Here is a 17082-nt window from a genome sequence, read left to right on the forward strand (position 1 = left end):
CCCGCCTGCCTGCGGTTCACTGCGGGAGGATGGTGAGGATGCCGGTGGCGTCGAGGATTGCTTTGCCCAGGGTGAAGGCGCTGGTGGTGTCCTGGCCGGTGGTGTGCCAGGCCTTGGCTGTGTACCACTCGCCGGTTTTCTGGAAGCGTTCGGCGGTGAGGCTGTCGAGGATGTAGGTGTTGTCGTTCAGGGTGACCTCGCCGGGCGGGATGACCGCGCCGGCGTTCTGCACCATGCCGGTCGCGGTGGTGCCGCCGCGCATCGTCACCTGGTTGCCGGAGACAACGATGTCGCGGAGCACGTTGGTGCCCCACGGGCCGGATCCGCGGGTGCGGGACTGGATCGCGATCCCGTTGACGTTGTTGGCCACCACGTTGTCGCGGACCTGGACGTTCGACGAGGTGTTGACGTTGATCCCGCCGCCGTCCCACAGCGACGTACCGGATCCGCGGCCGGTGCCGAAGCCGTTGCCGCCCACCACGTTGTCCTCGATGACGCCGTTGCGGCCGATCTCGTAGCGGATTCCGTCCGCCGCGTTGTCGAGGATCTGGTTGCTGCTGAAGATGCGGCTGTCGTCGTACGCGTCGCTCCACAGCCCGACGCCGCGGTTGTACTGGATCAGGTTTCCGCTCACCCAGCCGCCGCTGGACCAGGTGGTCTTGATCCCGCCGGACTCCCAGTCCGCGATCCAGAAGCCGTCGGTGTTGTTGTAGCTGACCTCGTTGGCGGCAATGCTCGCCTTCAGCGTGCTGTACTGGCCGATGCCGAGCTGGCCGTTCGAGTGGATGTGGTTCCTCTCGAGTACGGCGCCGTCCGCGTTCACCAGCATCGCGCCGACCCCGTGGTTCCAGCGGATGTCGTTGGCGATCACCTTCCAGCCCAGGCCGAGCACCACCGCACCGCCCTGCGGCGGGGTGGCGAAGTGCTCGATCGTCAGCCCGCGGACGGTCACGTTGGTCGCGCCGGACTCGATCGCGGTCTGCGTCTTCGACATCTCGATCGAGTGCCCGGCCGGATCGCTGCCCAGATAGATCGCGTTCGCCGCGTAATCGGCGTAGAAGGTGCCAGGGGCAACCTTGTCACGGGTTGCCACCCGGGTCAGGTGCTTGCTGTCCAGGAACAGTTGCTCGCCCAGGTAGCAGATGTTCGCCGTGTTGTCCTCGCATTGCCCGGTCCGCGGATACGCCGGTGGCAGGGCTCCCGTGGTCACCCAGTCGCCGTTGTTCGGCGTCCATTTGGTGAGTCTGATCGATCCCGTGAGTACGGCGCCGTCGTTGCCGGCGAGCACCTGGTCCGCCTTCGGGTGGATCGTCTCGGTGATCCGGTGCCAGCCGCGGGTGAAGCAGAACGTCGTACCGGTCGGGGCCTCGTCGACGATCCGGGCGGCGTTGTCGCTGGTGCGGATCGGCACACCGCTGCAGGCGGGCGCCACCGCGGGACCGGTCCGGAACGTCCCGTCGGCCGGCGGAAGGGTGGCGGACGGATCGGCGGATGGATCGGCGGATGGATCGGCGGATGGATTGGCGGATGAAGTGGCGGACGGAGTGGCCGCAGGTGGTTCGGTGACAGGTGGAGTGAGGGCACCCTGCGCAGGCAGGGGGCTGACGGCAACCAGACTGGTGCCGACTGCAACAACTGCGACGACTGCTGTTCTCATAGCGGAGCCTCCGGTGGCACAGGTAGCCCTGAGCGCACCCCCCATGGCGCGGCTTCGTTACGCAGATTACCCCTACGTCACGTAGTCATGGCAATACGTAGCGCACAAACATGTTGCGAAAGGCAAGCGGTCAATTCGCGAGAAAGCTGCCCACTGTGTCCAGGCCCGCGTCCTGCCAGCCGGCGGCGGTGAGCTTGGTGCCGAACCGGGCGAACCGCTGGGTGCCGAGGTCGTCGAGGACGTACTTGTTGCCGCTGAACACCACTTCACCGGCCGGCACCGTGGCGCCGGAGTTCTGGACCATGCCCGTGGCCTGGGTCCCGCCGGTCATCTCGATCGTGTTCCCGCTGACCCGGACGTCGCGCAGCAGGTACGTGCCCCAGGGGCCGCTGCCGCGGGTCCGGGACTGGATCGTCACGCCGTTAACGTTGCCCGACACCCGGTTGCCCTTGATGGTGACCCCGGTCGAGGTGTTGACGTTGATCCCGCCGCCGTCCCACAGCGACGTACCGGATCCGCGGCCGGTGCCGAAGCCGTTGCCGGTCACCGTGTTGCCTTGGATGGTGCCGTTGCGGCTGATCTCGTACCGGATACCGTCCGCCGCATTGCCGACAATCTGATTGTCGCTGATCACCCGGCCGTCGTCGGCGACGTCGGCCCACATCCCGATGCCCAGGTTGGACTTGATCACGTTGCCGCTGACGGTGCCGGAGGAGCGGGTGGACTTGATGCCGCCGGACTCCCAGTCGGCGATCCAGAAGCCGTCGGTGTTGTTGGAGCTGATCACGTTCCGGGTGACGGCGGCCGCGGCCGAGCTGTACTGCCCGAGGCCGAGCTGACCGTTGTGGTGAATCAGGTTCTTGTCGACCTTGGCGCTGTTCGCCTTCACCAGCATCACACCGACCGCATGGTTCCAGCGGACGTCGTTGGCCGTCACCTTCCAGCCGGGCCCGGACACGAGCGCCCCGGCCTGCGGTGCGCTGGCGAAGTGTTCGATGGTGAGGCCGCGCACGGCCACGCCGCTCGCGCCCGACTCGATCGCGGTCGCCGTCTTCGACATCTCGACGTCGTGACCGGCCGGGTTGCTGCCGAGGTAGATCGCGTTCGCCGCGTAGTCGGCGTAGAACTTGCCGGACTTCACCGCCGCGACACTCGCGACCCGCGTCAGATGCGTGTCGTCGAGGAACAACTGCTCCCGCAAGTAGCAGATGTTCGCCTTGTTGTCCTCGCACTCACCGCTCTTGCCGTACGCCGACGGCAGCGCACCTCGCACAACCCAGACGGACCCGGACTTGGCCCACCCGCTCAGCGGCACCGACCCGGTGAGTACGGCGCGCTGCGCGCTCGCCAGCACCTGGTTCGCCTTCGGGCGGATCGTGTCGGTGATCCGGTGCAGGCCTGCCGCGAAGCAGAACGTCGTACCGGCCGGCTTGGAGTTCACGATCGACTGGGCGTTCTGACCGGGCTTGATCACCGTGCCGACGCACGGCCCGGCGACGGCGGGACCGGCCTCGTCGGAGTCGACGACGGGCGGCTTCGGGAGCTTGGGCTCGACCGGCTTGCTCGGCGTCGCCGATGTGGTCGGCTTGCGGGTCGGATGCGTCGTCGCACCTGGCTTCTTCGGTGGTGCGGTCGTAGCTGTGGTCTTCGGCTGGCTCGTACCGGGCTTCGCCGTGGTGGTCTTACCCGGGCGGTGCGAGGGCAGCACGCGAGACGCGGCCTGCTCGGACTTCGCCGCGGTCGTCGCCTTGTTCTCGCCTGCGATGACCGGCACCGCGACCGTGACGACGGCCGCCGCCGCAGCGATGAGCGCTGCGAACCACAACTTCCTCAATGCACTCTCCTGGGAGCGGGCGAGACCAGGCGTAGTTACGTCGGGACTTAAGGTAGTGCCATGCGGGTCGCCATGCTGCACAACCGTTACCGGACCGGTCAACCCAGTGGTGAGAACACGGTTGTCGCGCAAACGGTTGATTTGTTGCGTAACTCAGGACATGAAGTCGACCTTTACGCCCGCAACAGCGACGACATCGCCGAGATGGGCCGAAAAGATCGCGCACTGTTACCGTTTCGCTCCGTTTGGTCATTTTCGGCGGAACGCGATTTAACACAGCTATTGCAGGCGCAGCGGCCCGATGTGGTGCATGTGCACAACACTTTCCCGTTGTTCAGCCCTTCGGTACTGCGGGCGGCGTACCGGCTGGACCTCCCGGTCGTGGCGACGTTGCACAACTTCCGGCTGCTGTGTGCGAACGCCGTCCTGCAGCGTGACGGCGGGCCGTGCGAGTCCTGCATCGGCAAGGTGCCGCTGGCAGCCGTGAAGCACGGTTGCTACCGCGACTCGCGGGTGCAGACGTTGCCGCTGGCGACGAGCATCGGCGTGCACAACGCCTTGCACACGTGGCAGCGGTACGTCGGGACGTTCGTCGTACCGTCCGAGTTCGTGCGGGACCGGTACGCCGCGGCCGGGTTCGATCCCGAGCGGTTCGTGGTGAAGCCGCACGCCGTACCGCATTCGGGTGCCGTACGCAGCGGCGCGGGGGATGCGGTGGTGTTCCTCGGGCGGTTGAGCGAGGACAAGGGGTTCGCGGATCTCCTGCAGGCGTGGGACGCGTCGCTCGGCCGATTGGTGGTGGTGGGCGATGGCCCGCTGCGGGCCGCGGCCGAGGAACGTGCCCGGAAAGACCTGTCGATTCAGGTGCTTGGTCAACTGCCCTGGGCGGACGGCATGGAACAGCTGCGGTCTGCGCGCGCCGCCGTCGTACCGGCCCGTTCGTATGAGAGTTTCGGGCTCGTGGTGGTGGAGGCTTTCGCGCACGGCGTGCCCGTGGTCGCGTCCCGGCTCGGGGCGCTCGCGGAGCTCGTCGACGACGGCGAATCCGGCGCGCTGACCGCGCCCGGCGATCCGGAAGGATTGCGGAAGGCGATCGGGTTGGTGGCTGATCCCGGGACTTCGATAGCCTTCGGCGAACGAGCCCGTCAGGTCTACCTGGACCGCTTCACACCGGAGCGAGACCTGGTGGCCACGGAAAGGATCTACACCGATGCGATCGCCCGGCACTCCGCCAGCGGCCGGGCGCGCACGGAACCACGGGCATGAAGACGCAGGGGGCGGCGTCGTGCCGGACGGAATTCAGGAGTTCGTGTTGGGGGATGTGACTGTGGGCAGTGTGCCCCGGGTCGGATGCGTGGCTGGAGTCTTCGACCTGTTCCACGTGGGCCATGTCGAGGTGCTCGAGCGGGCGCGGCGGCACTGCGACCGGCTCGTCGTGGCGGTGCTGTCCGACGAGTGGGCGCTGAACGCGTGGGGCGGGCGGCCGTTCGTGCCGCTGCTCGAGCGGGCGCAGATCGTCGAGCACCTGCGCTGCGTCGACGAGGTAGTTGCCTTGGACGACGTACGGTCCGACTGGCTGACCGGCGTACTGGGAGTACAGACCGTGTTCGCTGCCGGCGCCACGGACGGCGTGCTGGGGGTGGACGAGCTCGACGGGATTCCGGTCGGCCTGATCACCGTCCTGCCCGCCGGCCGCGGCTCGCGCAGCCCGATCCTGCGCGCCGCGATCGACCAGCGGCAGTCCCGCAGTTCGAACGTCGCATGAGCGAGCGTAGCGAGCGAACAATGAGCAGAGCTGGGCTGCGGGATACCGTCGCGCAGCTGTCCCGGGCGCAGAAGCCGTCGGCCGGTACGCCGGCGTACTCACGATTCGTGAACCGGCGGATCGGGCGCGTGTTCGCGGCCGCGGCGTTCCTCGGGAGGCGGACGCCGAACCAGGTGAGCCTCGCGTCCGGATTCTGCTCGCTGATCGGGATCGTGCTGCTGGCCTGCGTGCGCCCGTCACTCGGCCTTGCGCTGGCGGTGACGTTCTTGCTCGTGCTCGGGTACGGGCTGGACTCCGCGGACGGGCAGCTGGCCCGGCTGCGCGGCGGCGGGTCGGCGTTGGGTGAGTGGCTCGACCACATGATCGACGCGGTCAAGATCGTGCTGCTGCACAGCGCCGTACTGATCTCGTTCTACCGTTTCGATGCCTTTGACAACGATCTGGTGTTGCTGGTCCCGCTCGCGTACGTGTGCGTGTCGTCGGTGCTGTTCTTCGGGCTGATCCTGATCGACCAGCTCCGCCGGCGGCACGACGCCTCCACCAAACCCAACGTGCGCGGCGATTCCGTGCTGAAGTCGTTGCTCATCGCACCGACCGACTACGGCGTACTGTGCCTGGTCTTCCTCGCCTTCGGTACGCCGTCGTTGTTCGTCGTGCTGTACGGCGCTCTGCTGGTGCTGAACGTCCTGTTCCTCGCGGCCGCGGTCGGGAAGTGGTACCGGGAGATGGCCGCGCTGGGGGTGCGCGGCTGATGGCGATCGTCGGGTACGCGCCCGGGGTGTACGACATGTTCCACATCGGGCACCTGAACATCCTGCGCCGCGCCCGCGAGCACTGCGACCACCTGATCGCGGGCGTCGTCGAGGACGAGGTCGTCACCCGGATCAAGGGCCGGCCGCCGGTGGTTCCGCACCAGGAACGGATGGATGTCATCCGGGCGCTCGACCTTGTCGACGAGGTGGTGAGCGACTGGTCGAGCGACAAGTTCGAGATGTGGCAGCAGCTGCGGTACGACGTTCTCTTCAAAGGCGATGACTGGAAGGGAACGGAAAAGGGGAAGAGACTGGAAAGGCTGCTGGGTGAGGTCGGCGCACAGGTGCACTATTTCCCGTACACCGCCTCCACCTCGAGCACGGATCTGCGCAGGCTCCTGGAGGGGATGAGCTGATGTACGGCCGGCCGAAGGTACTGCTCAGCGCGTACGCCTGCCGGCCGACGGGCGGGTCCGAGCCGGGCGCCGGGTGGGCGTGGGCGAAGGCGGCGGCGCGGGACCACGACGTCTGGTTGCTGACCCGGGGCAAGTTCGTGCACGAGATCTCCGAAGAGCTCGCGGCGCGGCCGGTGCCCGGTCTGACCGTCGTACCGCTCGAGCTGCCTCGCTGGATTCTCCGGCTGCGGCGACGGCCCTCGGACGTGTACTGGTACTACCCGCTGTGGCAGGGGCTGGCTCGTCGTACGGCGCGGCGCCTGCATGCGGAGCAGTCGTTCGACGTGATCCATCACCTGACCTTCGCGGTCGACTGGATGGGCGCGGGCGTGGTCGAACCGTCGTCCGCCAAGGTGATCTGGGGACCGGTGGGCGGGTCGACGAGCGCGCCGCTGTCGATGGCGCACTGGCTCGGCGCGCGCGGTGTCGTGGCTGAGCTGGTACGCCGTGCGTACACCGGGCTCCGGCGCCGCGCGACCGGGCGGCGGATGGCGCGGACGGCCGACCTGATGGTTGCCCAGAACAACGATGTGGCGGAGGCGTTCGCGCCGTACGCTCGCGAGATCGTGGTCCAGCCCAACGTGGCGATCCGGCGCTTCACCGCGTCCGGTCCTTATGAGCCGTTCGGTGCTCCCGGTGTGAAGACGGCGCTGTTCGTCGGGCGGCTGATCCCGTGGAAGGGCGTGCTGCTCGCGATCAGCGCGCTCGCGCGTCCTCAGGCGGCCAACTGGGAGCTGCGGATCATCGGCGACGGTCCCGATTGGGGACGTGCGGAAAGCCTGGCCTGGCAGCTCGGTGTTCGCGATCGTGTCGAGTTCATGGGCGCCCTGCCGCGCGAGGAGGTGCTGGCGGCCATGTTCCGCGCCGACGCCCTCCTCGCCCCCGCGTTCCGCGAAGCCGCCGGCTGGGCCGTCACCGAGGCTCTCGCCTCCGGCTGCCCCGTGGTCTGCGTGAACCGGGGCGGCCCCGCCGTCATCGTCGGCCCCGACGAAGGCGTCACCGTCCCCTGGCAGGGCGACGTAGTAGGCGAACTCGCGAAGGGCCTCGCCTCGCTACGCGGCCGAATCACCCCAGTAGACCGCTGGGGCCCCGACCGCCTCCCCAACCTCCTGGCCGACTGGTACACCCCGGCGCGGGTGTCCGCGGACTAGTTAACCTGCCTGGGCAGGACAACTAGTCGCGGGCGGTTTTGCCGGGGAGGGCGAGCATTCGGTCGAGGGCTACCTTGGCGTAGTGCTGGGTGTCGGCGTCGACCTTGATGGGGTTGACGACGTGGCCGGCTACCAGGTTCTCCAGGGCCCAGACGAAGTGCGGGAGGTCGATGCGGTTCATCGTGGCGCAGTAGCAGACCGTCTTGTCGAGGAAAACGATGTTCTTGTCGGTGTGCTGCTTCGCGAGGCGCTGGACCAGGTTGAGCTCGGTGCCGACGGCCCACGACGTACCGGGTTCGGCAGCTTCCAAGGCGCTGATGATGTACTCCGTGGAGCCGACCTGATCCGCCTTCGTGACCACCTCGTGGCGGCACTCGGGGTGGACGATCACGTTCACGCCGGGGACCCGCGAGCGGACGTCGTCGACGGATTCGGGGGTGAACCGGCCGTGCACCGAGCAGTGCCCGCGCCACAGGATCATCTTCGCCGCCGCGAGCTGCTCGTTCGTCAGGCCGCCGTTCGGCTTGTGTGGGTCGTAGACCACGCAGTCGTCGAGCGACAGTCCCAGCTGCAGTACGGCGGTGTTGCGGCCGAGGTGCTGATCCGGGAGGAAGAGCACCTTCTCGCCCTGCTCGAACGCCCAGTTGAGCGCGGTCTCCGCGTTGCTCGACGTACACACGACGCCGCCGTTACGGCCGCAGAACGCCTTGATGTCGGCGCTGGAGTTCATGTAGGTGACCGGCACCGTCACGTCCGCGACGCCGGCGTCGGCGAGCGCGTCCCACGCGGCCTCGACCTGCTGGATACGCGCCATGTCCGCCATCGAGCAGCCGGCCGCGAGGTCCGGCAGGATCACCGTCTGGTCGTCGTTGGTGAGGATGTCCGCGGACTCGGCCATGAAGTGCACACCGCAGAACACGATGTACGGCGCGTCCGGGCGGGCTGCCGCGTCGCGGGCGAGCTTGAACGAGTCACCGGTGACGTCCGCGAACTGGATCACCTCGTCGCGCTGGTAGTGGTGCCCGAGCACGAACACCTGGTCACCGAGGGCCGCCTTCGCCTTCAGTGCCCGCTCGACCAGGTCCGGGTCGGACGCCGGCGGGAGCGCGCCCGGGCACTCGACACCGCGCTCGGAGTGCGGGTCCGTGTTCTGCCCGAGGAACAGCAACGGAAGGGACTTCGAGCCGTCTGCGATCGTCGTCACGTCAGATATCGTCGCACGCCGATCCCGGTACGCCGCGTGGGGCACGTCACTGCTCAGAGTGTGAAATCAGTACAGTCCTGGTGTGAAGATCGCGGGGCTGGTGCTCGCCGCGGGGGCCGGGCGGCGGATGGGTACGCCGAAAGCACTCATCCGGGACGCTGACGGGGTGACGTGGGTGGTCCGTACGTCCCGTCTGCTCACCGAGGCCGGCTGCTCACCGGTTGTCGTAGTCGTGGGGGCGTCCGCGGATCAGGCGCGCGCGGAACTGTCCGACGAGCCGGTCGAGGTTGTCGAGGCAACCGATTGGGACGAGGGGATGGGGGCCTCCCTCCGTGCCGGCCTTCGCTCAACCAACACGTCATCGAACGCGGTGCTCGTGGCGACGGTGGACGTGCCGGGGCTGACGGCGGCCGCTGTACGGCGGGTTGCGGATCGCGGTGGCAAGGACGCTCTGGTGCGGGCGACGTACCGGGGTGTGCCGGGGCATCCGGTGCTGATCGGGCGGGCGCATTGGGACGGGGTGATCGCGTCGGCGCGGGGCGACGAGGGGGCTCGGGGGTACCTGCGGGAACACGAGGTGGCCCTGGTCGAGTGCGCGGATGTGGGCGACGGGGAGGACGTCGACACGCGCGGGGAGCTCCCGCCCGGGCACGGGTGAGGGTTGGCAACCGTGGGAAGTGGGTGAATGCTGAAGGAGTGAGTGCCGTCGGCTCGGCGGCTGAGCTTGCCGAGTGTCTGCGGGCGACCGGGTATCTAGCCGGAGAGGGCTTGGCCACGGTCGGGTATCTCGCGCTCGCGCTGCACCGCCCGTTGCTGCTGGAAGGCGAGCCGGGCACCGGCAAGACCTCGCTCGCCGCCGCCATCGCCGAGGCGCTCGACCTGGACCTGATCCGGCTGCAGTGTTACGAGGGCATCGACGCCTCGCAGGCGCTCTACGACTGGGACTTTCCGCGCCAGATCCTGCATCTGCGCACCGTCGAGGCGACCAGCTCCGACGCGGCGGTCGAAGAGGTCGAGAAGAGCCTTTTCGACGAGCGGTTCCTGCTGTCCCGTCCGGTACTGCGGGCCCTCCGCGAAAGTCCCGCCGTACTGCTCGTCGACGAGATCGACCGGGCCGACGACGAGTTCGAGGCTTTCCTGCTCGAGGTGCTGTCGACGTACGAGGTGACGATTCCGGAACTCGGCACGATCACGGCTGAGGTCCCGCCGATCGTGGTGCTGACCTCGAACCGGACCCGCGAGGTGCATGACGCGCTCAAGCGCCGGTGCCTGTACCACTGGATCGATCATCCGGGGCTGGCGCGCGAGATCGAGATCGTCCGGACCCGGCTGCCAGAGGTGTCCGCGCGGCTTGCCGAGCAGGTCACTCGATCGGTGCAGCGAATGCGTGACCTCGATCTGCTCAAGCCGCCCGGTGTCGCCGAGACGCTCGACTGGGCGCGCGCCCTCGATGCGCTCGGCGCCGACGTACTCGACGTCGAGACGGCGGCCGCGACCCTTGGTGCGGTCCTCAAGTACCGCGAGGACACCGACCGCGTCCGCGAATCCCTCGACCGCCTGCTGGCGAGCTGAGACCCCGATGGCTGCTCCGGATCTTGCGCTGGCTGGGTTTGCTACTGCGCTTCGACACGCTGGACTCGCGGTGACGGCCGACCGGGTGCACCTCTTCCTGCAAGCCGTTGCTTCACTCGACGCGACCCTGACCGCGGACGTGTACTGGGCCGGCCGCGCCGCTTTGTGCAGTGGCCCCGACGACACCGCGAGGTACGACGAGGTGTTCGCTGCCTGGTTCACCGGCGACCGATCGCGCGGCGTCGTCCCGAGCCGCACCCCACAGCCCTCCGTCCAGGCCAACCTCGGCGAAGGCACCGACGAAACCGAGGGCGACCACACTCTCAACGTCTCAGCCAGTACGACGGAAGTCCTCAGGCACCGCGACGTCGCCGAACTCTCCGCCGCCGACCGCGCCGAACTCGCCCGCCTCTTCGGCACCCTCCGCCCGCAGGCCCCGATGCGCCGCGCGAACCGGCGCCGCCCGTCTCATCGCGGCGAGATCGACCCGCGCCGCACGCTACGCGCCCAACTGCGCCAGGTCGGCGAACCGGGCCGTGTCCGCTACCGTCGCCGGGGCGTCCGGCCGCGGCGCGTCGTCGTACTGATCGACGTCTCCGGCTCCATGCGCCCGTACGCCGACAGTCTGCTGCGGCTCGCGCACGTGATGGTCCAGCAGGCGCCGCGGTCGGTCGAGGTCTTCACGATCGGCACGCGGCTCACCCGCGTCACCCCGGCGCTGCGGCACCGCGATCCCGAGTTCGCGTTGCGGTTGGCGGGTGACGTCGTACCGGACTGGTCGGGCGGGACACGGCTGGGGGAGGTGCTGAAGGTGTTCCTGGATCGCTGGGGTCAACGCGGTACGGCGCGGCGGGCCGTCGTCGTGGTGTGCAGTGACGGGTGGGAGCGCGGTGACGCGTCGCTGCTCGGCGCGCAACTGCAGCGGCTGGCGGGACTTGCGCATCGGGTGGTGTGGCTGAATCCGCATCGCGGCAAGCGGGGATACGAGCCGGTGCAGGCCGGGATCGTCGCCGTACTGCCGCACCTGGACGACCTCGTTGCCGGGCACAGCTTGGCCAGCTTCGCCGAACTCCTGGAGGTGGTGGCGGATGCGTGACGTGCTCGACAAGCTGCTGACGTGGTGGCAGGCCGGCGAATCGGTTGCTGTCGGCACCGTTGTCGCGACGTTCGACTCGGCGCCCCGGCCGCCGGGTGCGGCGATGCTGGTCGGCCCCGAGCTGGAGGTGGTCGGCAGCGTCTCGGGCGGCTGCGTCGAGGGCGCGGTGTACCAGCTCGGCGAGGAGATCCTCGAGTCCGGCGAGCCCGTGCTGCAGCGGTACGGCGTGAGTGACGAGTCGGCGTTCGCGGTCGGACTCACCTGCGGCGGCATCATCGACGTGTTCGTCGAGAAGGTCGACCGTACGACGTTCCCGGAACTGGCGGAGGTGGCAGCGGACATCGCCGAGGGCCGCCCGGTCGCGGTCGCGACCGTGGTCGCACACCCCGACCCGGCGAGGGTCGGCCGACGCTTGATCATCCGTCCCGATGCTTCGGCGGGAGGGCTTGGGGCGGATCGGGCTGATGATGCGGTGCTTGACGATGCGCGCGGATTGTTGGCAAACGGACGATCGGAGACGTTGGAGTACGGGCCGGACGGGCAGCGGCGGGGGGAGGGGATGCGGGTTTTCGTGTCGTCGTACGCGCCGGTGCCGCGGATGCTGGTGTTCGGGGCGATCGACTTCGCGGCGGCGGTCGCGCGGCTCGGGTCGTTCCTCGGGTACCGCGTGACGGTCTGCGACGCGCGGGCGGTGTTCGCCACCGCGTCGCGGTTCCCGTCCGCGGACGACGTGGTCGTGGACTGGCCGCACCGGTACCTGTCCGGTGAGGCGGCGTCCGGCCGGATCGACGACCGGACGGTGATCTGCGTACTGACGCACGACCCGAAGTTCGACGTACCGCTGCTGGAGGTCGCGTTGCGGCTGCCGCAGGTCGCCTATATCGGCGCGATGGGATCGCGGCGCACGCACGACGACCGGCTGAAGCGGTTGCGGGAGGCCGGGCTGACCGAGGAAGAGGTGGCGCGACTCTCGAGCCCGATCGGTCTGGACCTCGGTGCGCGGACGCCGGAGGAGACCGCGGTGAGCATCGCCGCCGAGATCATCGCCCAGCGGTGGGGTGGCGCCGGGCAACGACTTTCCGGGGCAGCAGGACCGATCCACCACTGATCGAGGCTTGTGGTCCACGTCACAACAGGAGCAGGATCAAACGTACGGCGATTGCTGACATCTGGAGGCGGGGCGATGACCCGGATCACGGTCAAGGTCGACGGAAGCAGCTTCACGGACGAGGTGGAGCCGCGCACGCTGCTCGTGCTGTATCTGCGCGAGCAACTGGGGAAGACGGGCACCGTGGTCGGCTGCGACACCGGCAACTGCGGCGCCTGCACGGTTCACCTGGACGGGCGGAGTGTGAAGTCCTGCTCGTTGCTCGCGGTCCAGGCCGACGGTCATGAGATCACCACCATCGAAGGGCTCGCGACGAACGGCGCGCTGCACCCGATGCAGCAGGCCTTCCACGAGAACCACGCCCTGCAGTGCGGATACTGCACACCAGGAATGATCATGCAATCCATCGATCTGATTGCAGACAATCCGAATCCGAGCGACGAGGACATCCGGCACGGGCTCGAGGGCAACCTCTGCCGCTGCACCGGCTACCAGAACATCGTCAAGGCCGTCCGAGCGGCAGCAGCGGCAGCACCCGCAGCACCGGCAGAAGCACAGCACAGCGCGGCCGGAGGTGCGCAATGACCGCCACCGAGGAACGCCCGGCGACCGAGATCGGCGCCTCGCGCCGGCGCAAGGAGGACGCCCGGCTGATCACCGGCCGGACCCGCTGGACCGACAACATCGTGCTGCCCGGCCTGCAACACCTCGCGATGGTGCGCAGCCCGTTCGCGCACGCCCGGATCACGGCGATCGACACCGAGGCGGCCAAGGCGGCGTCCGGCGTCGTTGCCGTGATCACCGGCGCCGACATCGCCGACGAACAGGGCGCGCTGCCGAACGCGTGGGCGGTCATCCCCGACCAGAAGGCGCCGGTGCACCCGTCGATGGCGGTCGACCATGTCGCGTTCGCCGGTGAGATCGTCGCGATGGTCATCGCCCGGACGGCGGCCGAGGCGAACGACGCCGCCGACCTCGTCGACGTCGACTACGAGGAGCTCGAACCCGCCCTCGAACTCAAGGCGGCCGCCCGCGACGAGGTGATCGCGCATCCGGATCTCGGGACGAATGTGTCCGCGGTGTGGTCGTACGACTCGGCCGAGTCGGGCACCGGCGGCGACGTCGAGGCGGCGATCGCGGCCGCCCGCGACGGCGGCATCGTGATCGAGAAGGAGTTCCGCCAGCAGCGCCTGATCCCGGCGTTCATGGAGCCGCGGTCGATTGTCGTCGATCCGACAACTGAACAGATGACCGTCTGGTCGTCGACCCAGGTACCGCATTTCGTGAAGATCTTCATCGCGCTCGTGCTCGGCATCCCGGAGAGCAAGGTCCGGGTGATCGCACCGGATGTCGGCGGCGGTTTCGGCGGCAAGCTGCAGTTCACCCCGGAGGAAGTACTCACGGTCATCGCGGCCCGGCGTACCGGGAAGCCCTGTAAATACACCGAAACCAGGTCCGAGTCGTTGATGGTCGCGCACCACGGCCGGGACCAGTGGCAGCAGGTCACGCTGGCCGCGAACGCCGACGGCACGGTCACCGGGCTGAAGGTCGAGCTGATCGCCGACATGGGCGCGTACCTCGGCCTGGTGACGTCGGCGATCCCGCTGCTCGGGGCGTTCATGTACAACGGGATCTACAAGTTCCCGGCGTACCACCTGGGCATCACCAACGTGTTCACGAACAAGACGTGGACCGATGCATACCGCGGCGCCGGCCGGCCCGAGGCGACGTACGCGATCGAGCGGATGATGGACGAGCTCGCCGCCCGGGTCGGCGTCGACGCCCTCGAGATCCGCGAGCGGAACTGGATCAAGCACGAGGAGTTCCCGTTCTCGACGGTGTCCGGGCTGCGCTACGACTCCGGCAACTACGAGGCCGCGACCGCGAAGGCGCGCGAGCTCTTCCGGTACGACGAGCTGCGCGCGGAGCAGCGGCGGCGCCGGGAGTCGGGCGACCCGGTCCAGCTCGGGATCGGCATCTCGACGTTCACCGAGATGTGCGGCCTCGCGCCCTCGCGCTGGCTCGGCTCGATGGGGTACGTCGGCGGTGGCTGGGAGCACGCCGCGGTACGGATGCTGCCGACCGGGAAGGTCGAGGTCGTCACCGGGACGAGTCCGCACGGCCAGGGACACGAGACCGCGTGGAGCCAGCTGGTCGCGGACAGGCTCGGCGTGGCGTTCGAGGATGTCGAAGTGCTGCACGGAGACACGCAGGTCGCCGTACGCGGGCTGGACACGTACGGGTCGCGGTCGCTGGCCGTCGGCGGCATGGCGGTGCTGGCCGCCGCGGACAAGGTGATCGAGAAGGCGAAGCCGATCGCGGCGCAGCTGCTGGAAGCGAACGCGGACGACCTCGACTTCAGCGGCGGCCGGTACGGCGTGCGCGGGACCGACGCCGGGATGACGATGGCCGAGCTCGCGTTCGCGGTCTTCCAGGGACACAAGTTGGGCGGCTCGGCCGAAGCGAGCCTGGACGCCGACGCGACCCTCGACCCGGACGACTTCTCGTTCCCGCACGGCACGCATCTGTGCGCGGTCGAGGTCGACACCGAGACCGGTGCGACGAAGATGCGCTCGTACGTCTGCGTCGACGACGTCGGCGTGGTGGTGAACCCGATGATCGTCGAGGGGCAGGTGCACGGCGGGCTGGCCCAGGGCATCGCACAGGCGCTGTTCGAGGAGGCGGTGCACGACGAGGGCGGGACGCTGGTCACCGGGTCGTTCGACCAGTACCTGGTGCCGGGGGCGCCGGATCTGCCGGCGTTCGAGACCGCGCGGACCGAGACGCCGGCGACCACGAACCAGCTCGGTGTGAAGGGAGTCGGCGAAGCCGGGACCATCGCGTCGACGCCGGCTGTCGTCAATGCGATTGTCGACGCGCTGCGGCCGCTCGGGGTCACGGACGTGCAGATGCCGTGTACGCCGTACCGGGTCTGGAAGGCGATCCAGGAAGGTGCCCAGGAAGGTGCCCGGGAAGGTGCCCAGCAGAAGGAGGCGCGGTCATGATCCCGGCGGCGTTCGAGTACTTCAGCCCGACGAGCGTGGACGAGGCGCTCGGGTTGCTGCGCGAGCACGACGACGCGAAGGTGCTCGCGGGCGGGCAGAGCCTGATGCCGGCGCTGCGGTTGCGGCTGGCGGCACCTGAGGTGATTGTCGACATTCAGAAGATCGACGAACTGCACGGCGTGCGGGACGACGGCGACGCGCTGGTGATCGGCGCGATGACTCCGCACAGCACGGTGCAGTCGGATCCGTTGGTCGGTGCGCATGCCCGGCTGATTTCGTTGGCCACGGCAACGGTCGGGGATCCGCAGGTCCGGCACCGCGGGACGTTCGGCGGGTCGCTGGTGCATGCGGATCCGGCGGCGGACCTGCCCGCGGTCGCGGTCGCGCTGGACGCGTCGTTCGTGATCGCCGGGGCGGACGGCCGGCGGACGGTGCCCGCCGCAGAGTTCTTCCAGGGCGTGTTCAGTACGGCGGTCGGCGAGGACGAGTTGCTGGTTGAGGTACGGGTGCCGAAGTACACCGGCTGGGGCGCGCACTACGAGAAGTTCAACCGGGTCGCGCAGGCCTGGTCGATCGTCTCGGTCGCGGCCGCCGTACGGCTGGACGGTGACTCGATCGCCGAGGCGCGGGTCGGGCTCGGCAACATGGGCCCGGCCCCCGTCCGGGCGACCGCGGTCGAGGCGGCGCTGGTGGGGAAGCCCGCGACCGCGGACGCCATCCGCGAGGCCGCGGCGCGGGCGGCGGACGGAACGTCACCGGGGAGCGACCTCAACGGTGACGCGGACTACCGACGACATCTCGCCACCGTGCTCACCCGCCGGGCGGTCCTGGCCGCGGCAGGTACGGCGTGAAGCTCGAGCACAGGTTCGTCGTACCCGCGCCCGTAGAGGAGACGTGGGCCGCGTTCAACGACCTCGAACGGGTGGTGCCGTGTTTCCCCGGCGCCACCCTGGCGTCGCACGAGGGTGACGAATTCACCGGCTCGTGCAAGGTCAAGCTCGGACCGGTGTCGCTGCAGTACAACGGCACCGGCACGTTCCTCGAGCGGGACGAGTCCGACCATCACGCCGTGATCGAGGCCAAGGGCAAGGACAAGCGAGGCAACGGTACGGCGACCGCCCGCGTCACCGCCCGCCTGACCGGCACGGACTCCGGGGTCACCGAGGTCACCGTCGATACGGACCTGACCATCACCGGTCGGCCCGCCCAGTTCGGCCGCGGCCTGGTCCAGGACGTGTCCGACAAACTCCTGGCCCAATTCACCACCTGCCTGACCACCAAACTGAGCACCGCCCCCGAAGAACCCCCGGCAGCAACCGAGCCTTCCGCGCAGCAGCCATCACCGACCAGCGCACCACCGGACACCGACGCGGTCCCGCTGGACCTCGGCGCCACACTCGTCCCGGCCCTGGCCCGCCGCGCAGCCCCCTACCTGATCGGAGCCGCCCTCGCCCTACTCCTCCGCCGCCTGTTCCGCCGCTGA

General features: G+C 69.0%; 16 protein-coding genes. 13 read left to right on the top strand and 3 right to left on the bottom strand.

The annotated features are described in order from the left end of the window. Positions 1–16: 16 nt before the first annotated feature. Together EV651_RS03710 and EV651_RS03715 are read right to left on the bottom strand one after the other, a co-directional pair. Entirely contained in the window at positions 17–1411 is a 1395-nt protein-coding gene (locus EV651_RS03710; protein ID WP_238156627.1) for a right-handed parallel beta-helix repeat-containing protein, read from the bottom strand. A gap of 376 nt (positions 1412–1787) precedes the next feature. After that, a complete protein-coding gene (locus EV651_RS03715; protein ID WP_238156628.1) occupies positions 1788–3491 on the bottom strand; it encodes a right-handed parallel beta-helix repeat-containing protein in 1704 nt (567 codons plus the stop codon). Between the two features lie 72 nt (positions 3492–3563). Between EV651_RS03715 and EV651_RS03720 the strand changes: the two genes are divergently transcribed. From EV651_RS03720 to EV651_RS03740, 5 genes are all read left to right on the top strand, one after another. Continuing rightward, complete coding sequence (locus EV651_RS03720) at positions 3564–4757, top strand: glycosyltransferase (protein WP_238156649.1); 1194 nt, start codon at positions 3564–3566, stop codon at positions 4755–4757. 88 nt (positions 4758–4845) lie between these two features. After that, a complete protein-coding gene (locus tag EV651_RS03725; RefSeq protein ID WP_238156629.1) occupies positions 4846–5256 on the top strand; it encodes an adenylyltransferase/cytidyltransferase family protein in 411 nt (136 codons plus the stop codon). Between the two features lie 20 nt (positions 5257–5276). Then, positions 5277–6008 (top strand): CDP-alcohol phosphatidyltransferase family protein, encoded by a 732-nt coding sequence (locus EV651_RS03730; protein ID WP_133781912.1) that lies wholly within the window; start codon positions 5277–5279, stop codon positions 6006–6008. After that, complete coding sequence (locus EV651_RS03735; RefSeq protein ID WP_133781914.1) at positions 6008–6424, top strand: adenylyltransferase/cytidyltransferase family protein; 417 nt, start codon at positions 6008–6010, stop codon at positions 6422–6424. The genes EV651_RS03730 and EV651_RS03735 overlap by 1 nt, the downstream gene beginning before the upstream one ends. Then, positions 6424–7614 (top strand): glycosyltransferase family 4 protein, encoded by a 1191-nt coding sequence (locus tag EV651_RS03740; protein ID WP_133781916.1) that lies wholly within the window; start codon positions 6424–6426, stop codon positions 7612–7614. Before EV651_RS03735 ends, EV651_RS03740 begins: the two co-directional genes overlap by 1 nt. A 22-nt stretch (positions 7615–7636) precedes the next feature. On the opposite strand, the gene nadA is transcribed toward EV651_RS03740, so the two are convergent. Next, the gene (gene nadA, locus EV651_RS03745) at positions 7637–8818 is read right to left on the bottom strand and encodes a quinolinate synthase NadA (RefSeq protein WP_133781918.1); all 1182 of its coding nucleotides are present in this window, start codon (positions 8816–8818) and stop codon (positions 7637–7639) included. An 82-nt stretch (positions 8819–8900) separates the two neighbouring features. Here nadA and EV651_RS03750 point away from each other — a divergent pair, with 82 nt between their 5' ends. The 8 genes from EV651_RS03750 (at position 8901) to EV651_RS03785 (ending at position 17082) form a co-directional block, all read left to right on the top strand. Further along, entirely contained in the window at positions 8901–9476 is a 576-nt protein-coding gene (locus tag EV651_RS03750; RefSeq protein WP_166658479.1) for an NTP transferase domain-containing protein, read from the top strand. Positions 9477–9514: 38 nt separating this feature from the next. Then, positions 9515–10390 (top strand): MoxR family ATPase, encoded by an 876-nt coding sequence (locus EV651_RS03755; RefSeq protein WP_133781921.1) that lies wholly within the window; start codon positions 9515–9517, stop codon positions 10388–10390. A 70-nt stretch (positions 10391–10460) separates the two neighbouring features. Beyond that, entirely contained in the window at positions 10461–11486 is a 1026-nt protein-coding gene (locus EV651_RS03760; RefSeq protein ID WP_238156630.1) for a VWA domain-containing protein, read from the top strand. Continuing rightward, the gene (locus EV651_RS03765) at positions 11479–12594 is read left to right on the top strand and encodes an XdhC/CoxI family protein (RefSeq protein WP_133781925.1); all 1116 of its coding nucleotides are present in this window, start codon (positions 11479–11481) and stop codon (positions 12592–12594) included. The genes EV651_RS03760 and EV651_RS03765 overlap by 8 nt, the downstream gene beginning before the upstream one ends. Positions 12595–12669: 75 nt before the next feature. Further along, on the top strand, positions 12670–13179 hold the full coding sequence (locus EV651_RS03770; protein ID WP_133781927.1) for a (2Fe-2S)-binding protein: 510 nt from the start codon (positions 12670–12672) through the stop codon (positions 13177–13179). After that, on the top strand, positions 13176–15599 hold the full coding sequence (locus EV651_RS03775; RefSeq protein WP_133781929.1) for a xanthine dehydrogenase family protein molybdopterin-binding subunit: 2424 nt from the start codon (positions 13176–13178) through the stop codon (positions 15597–15599). Before EV651_RS03770 ends, EV651_RS03775 begins: the two co-directional genes overlap by 4 nt. Then, positions 15596–16450 carry a xanthine dehydrogenase family protein subunit M gene (locus tag EV651_RS03780; protein WP_133781931.1) on the top strand — a complete coding sequence of 285 codons (855 nt, stop codon included), beginning with the start codon at positions 15596–15598 and terminating at the stop codon, positions 16448–16450. The genes EV651_RS03775 and EV651_RS03780 overlap by 4 nt, the downstream gene beginning before the upstream one ends. Then, a complete protein-coding gene (locus EV651_RS03785; protein ID WP_133781933.1) occupies positions 16447–17082 on the top strand; it encodes an SRPBCC family protein in 636 nt (211 codons plus the stop codon). Before EV651_RS03780 ends, EV651_RS03785 begins: the two co-directional genes overlap by 4 nt.

Origin of the sequence: Kribbella sp. VKM Ac-2571 (genome assembly GCF_004362255.1) — a bacterium.
Taxonomy (GTDB): domain Bacteria; phylum Actinomycetota; class Actinomycetes; order Propionibacteriales; family Kribbellaceae; genus Kribbella; species Kribbella pratensis.

Excerpts from the sequence above, each read along its gene's own strand:
- EV651_RS03720 (WP_238156649.1), top strand. The coding sequence starts at position 3,564 with ATGCTGCACAACCGTTACCGGACCGGTCAACCCAGTGGTGAGAACACG.
- EV651_RS03765 (WP_133781925.1), top strand. The coding sequence starts at position 11,479 with ATGCGTGACGTGCTCGACAAGCTGCTGACGTGGTGGCAGGCCGGCGAA.
- EV651_RS03775 (WP_133781929.1), top strand. The coding sequence starts at position 13,176 with ATGACCGCCACCGAGGAACGCCCGGCGACCGAGATCGGCGCCTCGCGC.
- EV651_RS03770 (WP_133781927.1), top strand. The coding sequence starts at position 12,670 with ATGACCCGGATCACGGTCAAGGTCGACGGAAGCAGCTTCACGGACGAG.
- EV651_RS03730 (WP_133781912.1), top strand. The coding sequence starts at position 5,277 with ATGAGCAGAGCTGGGCTGCGGGATACCGTCGCGCAGCTGTCCCGGGCG.
- EV651_RS03780 (WP_133781931.1), top strand. The coding sequence starts at position 15,596 with ATGATCCCGGCGGCGTTCGAGTACTTCAGCCCGACGAGCGTGGACGAG.
- EV651_RS03735 (WP_133781914.1), top strand. The coding sequence starts at position 6,008 with ATGGCGATCGTCGGGTACGCGCCCGGGGTGTACGACATGTTCCACATC.
- EV651_RS03740 (WP_133781916.1), top strand. The coding sequence starts at position 6,424 with ATGTACGGCCGGCCGAAGGTACTGCTCAGCGCGTACGCCTGCCGGCCG.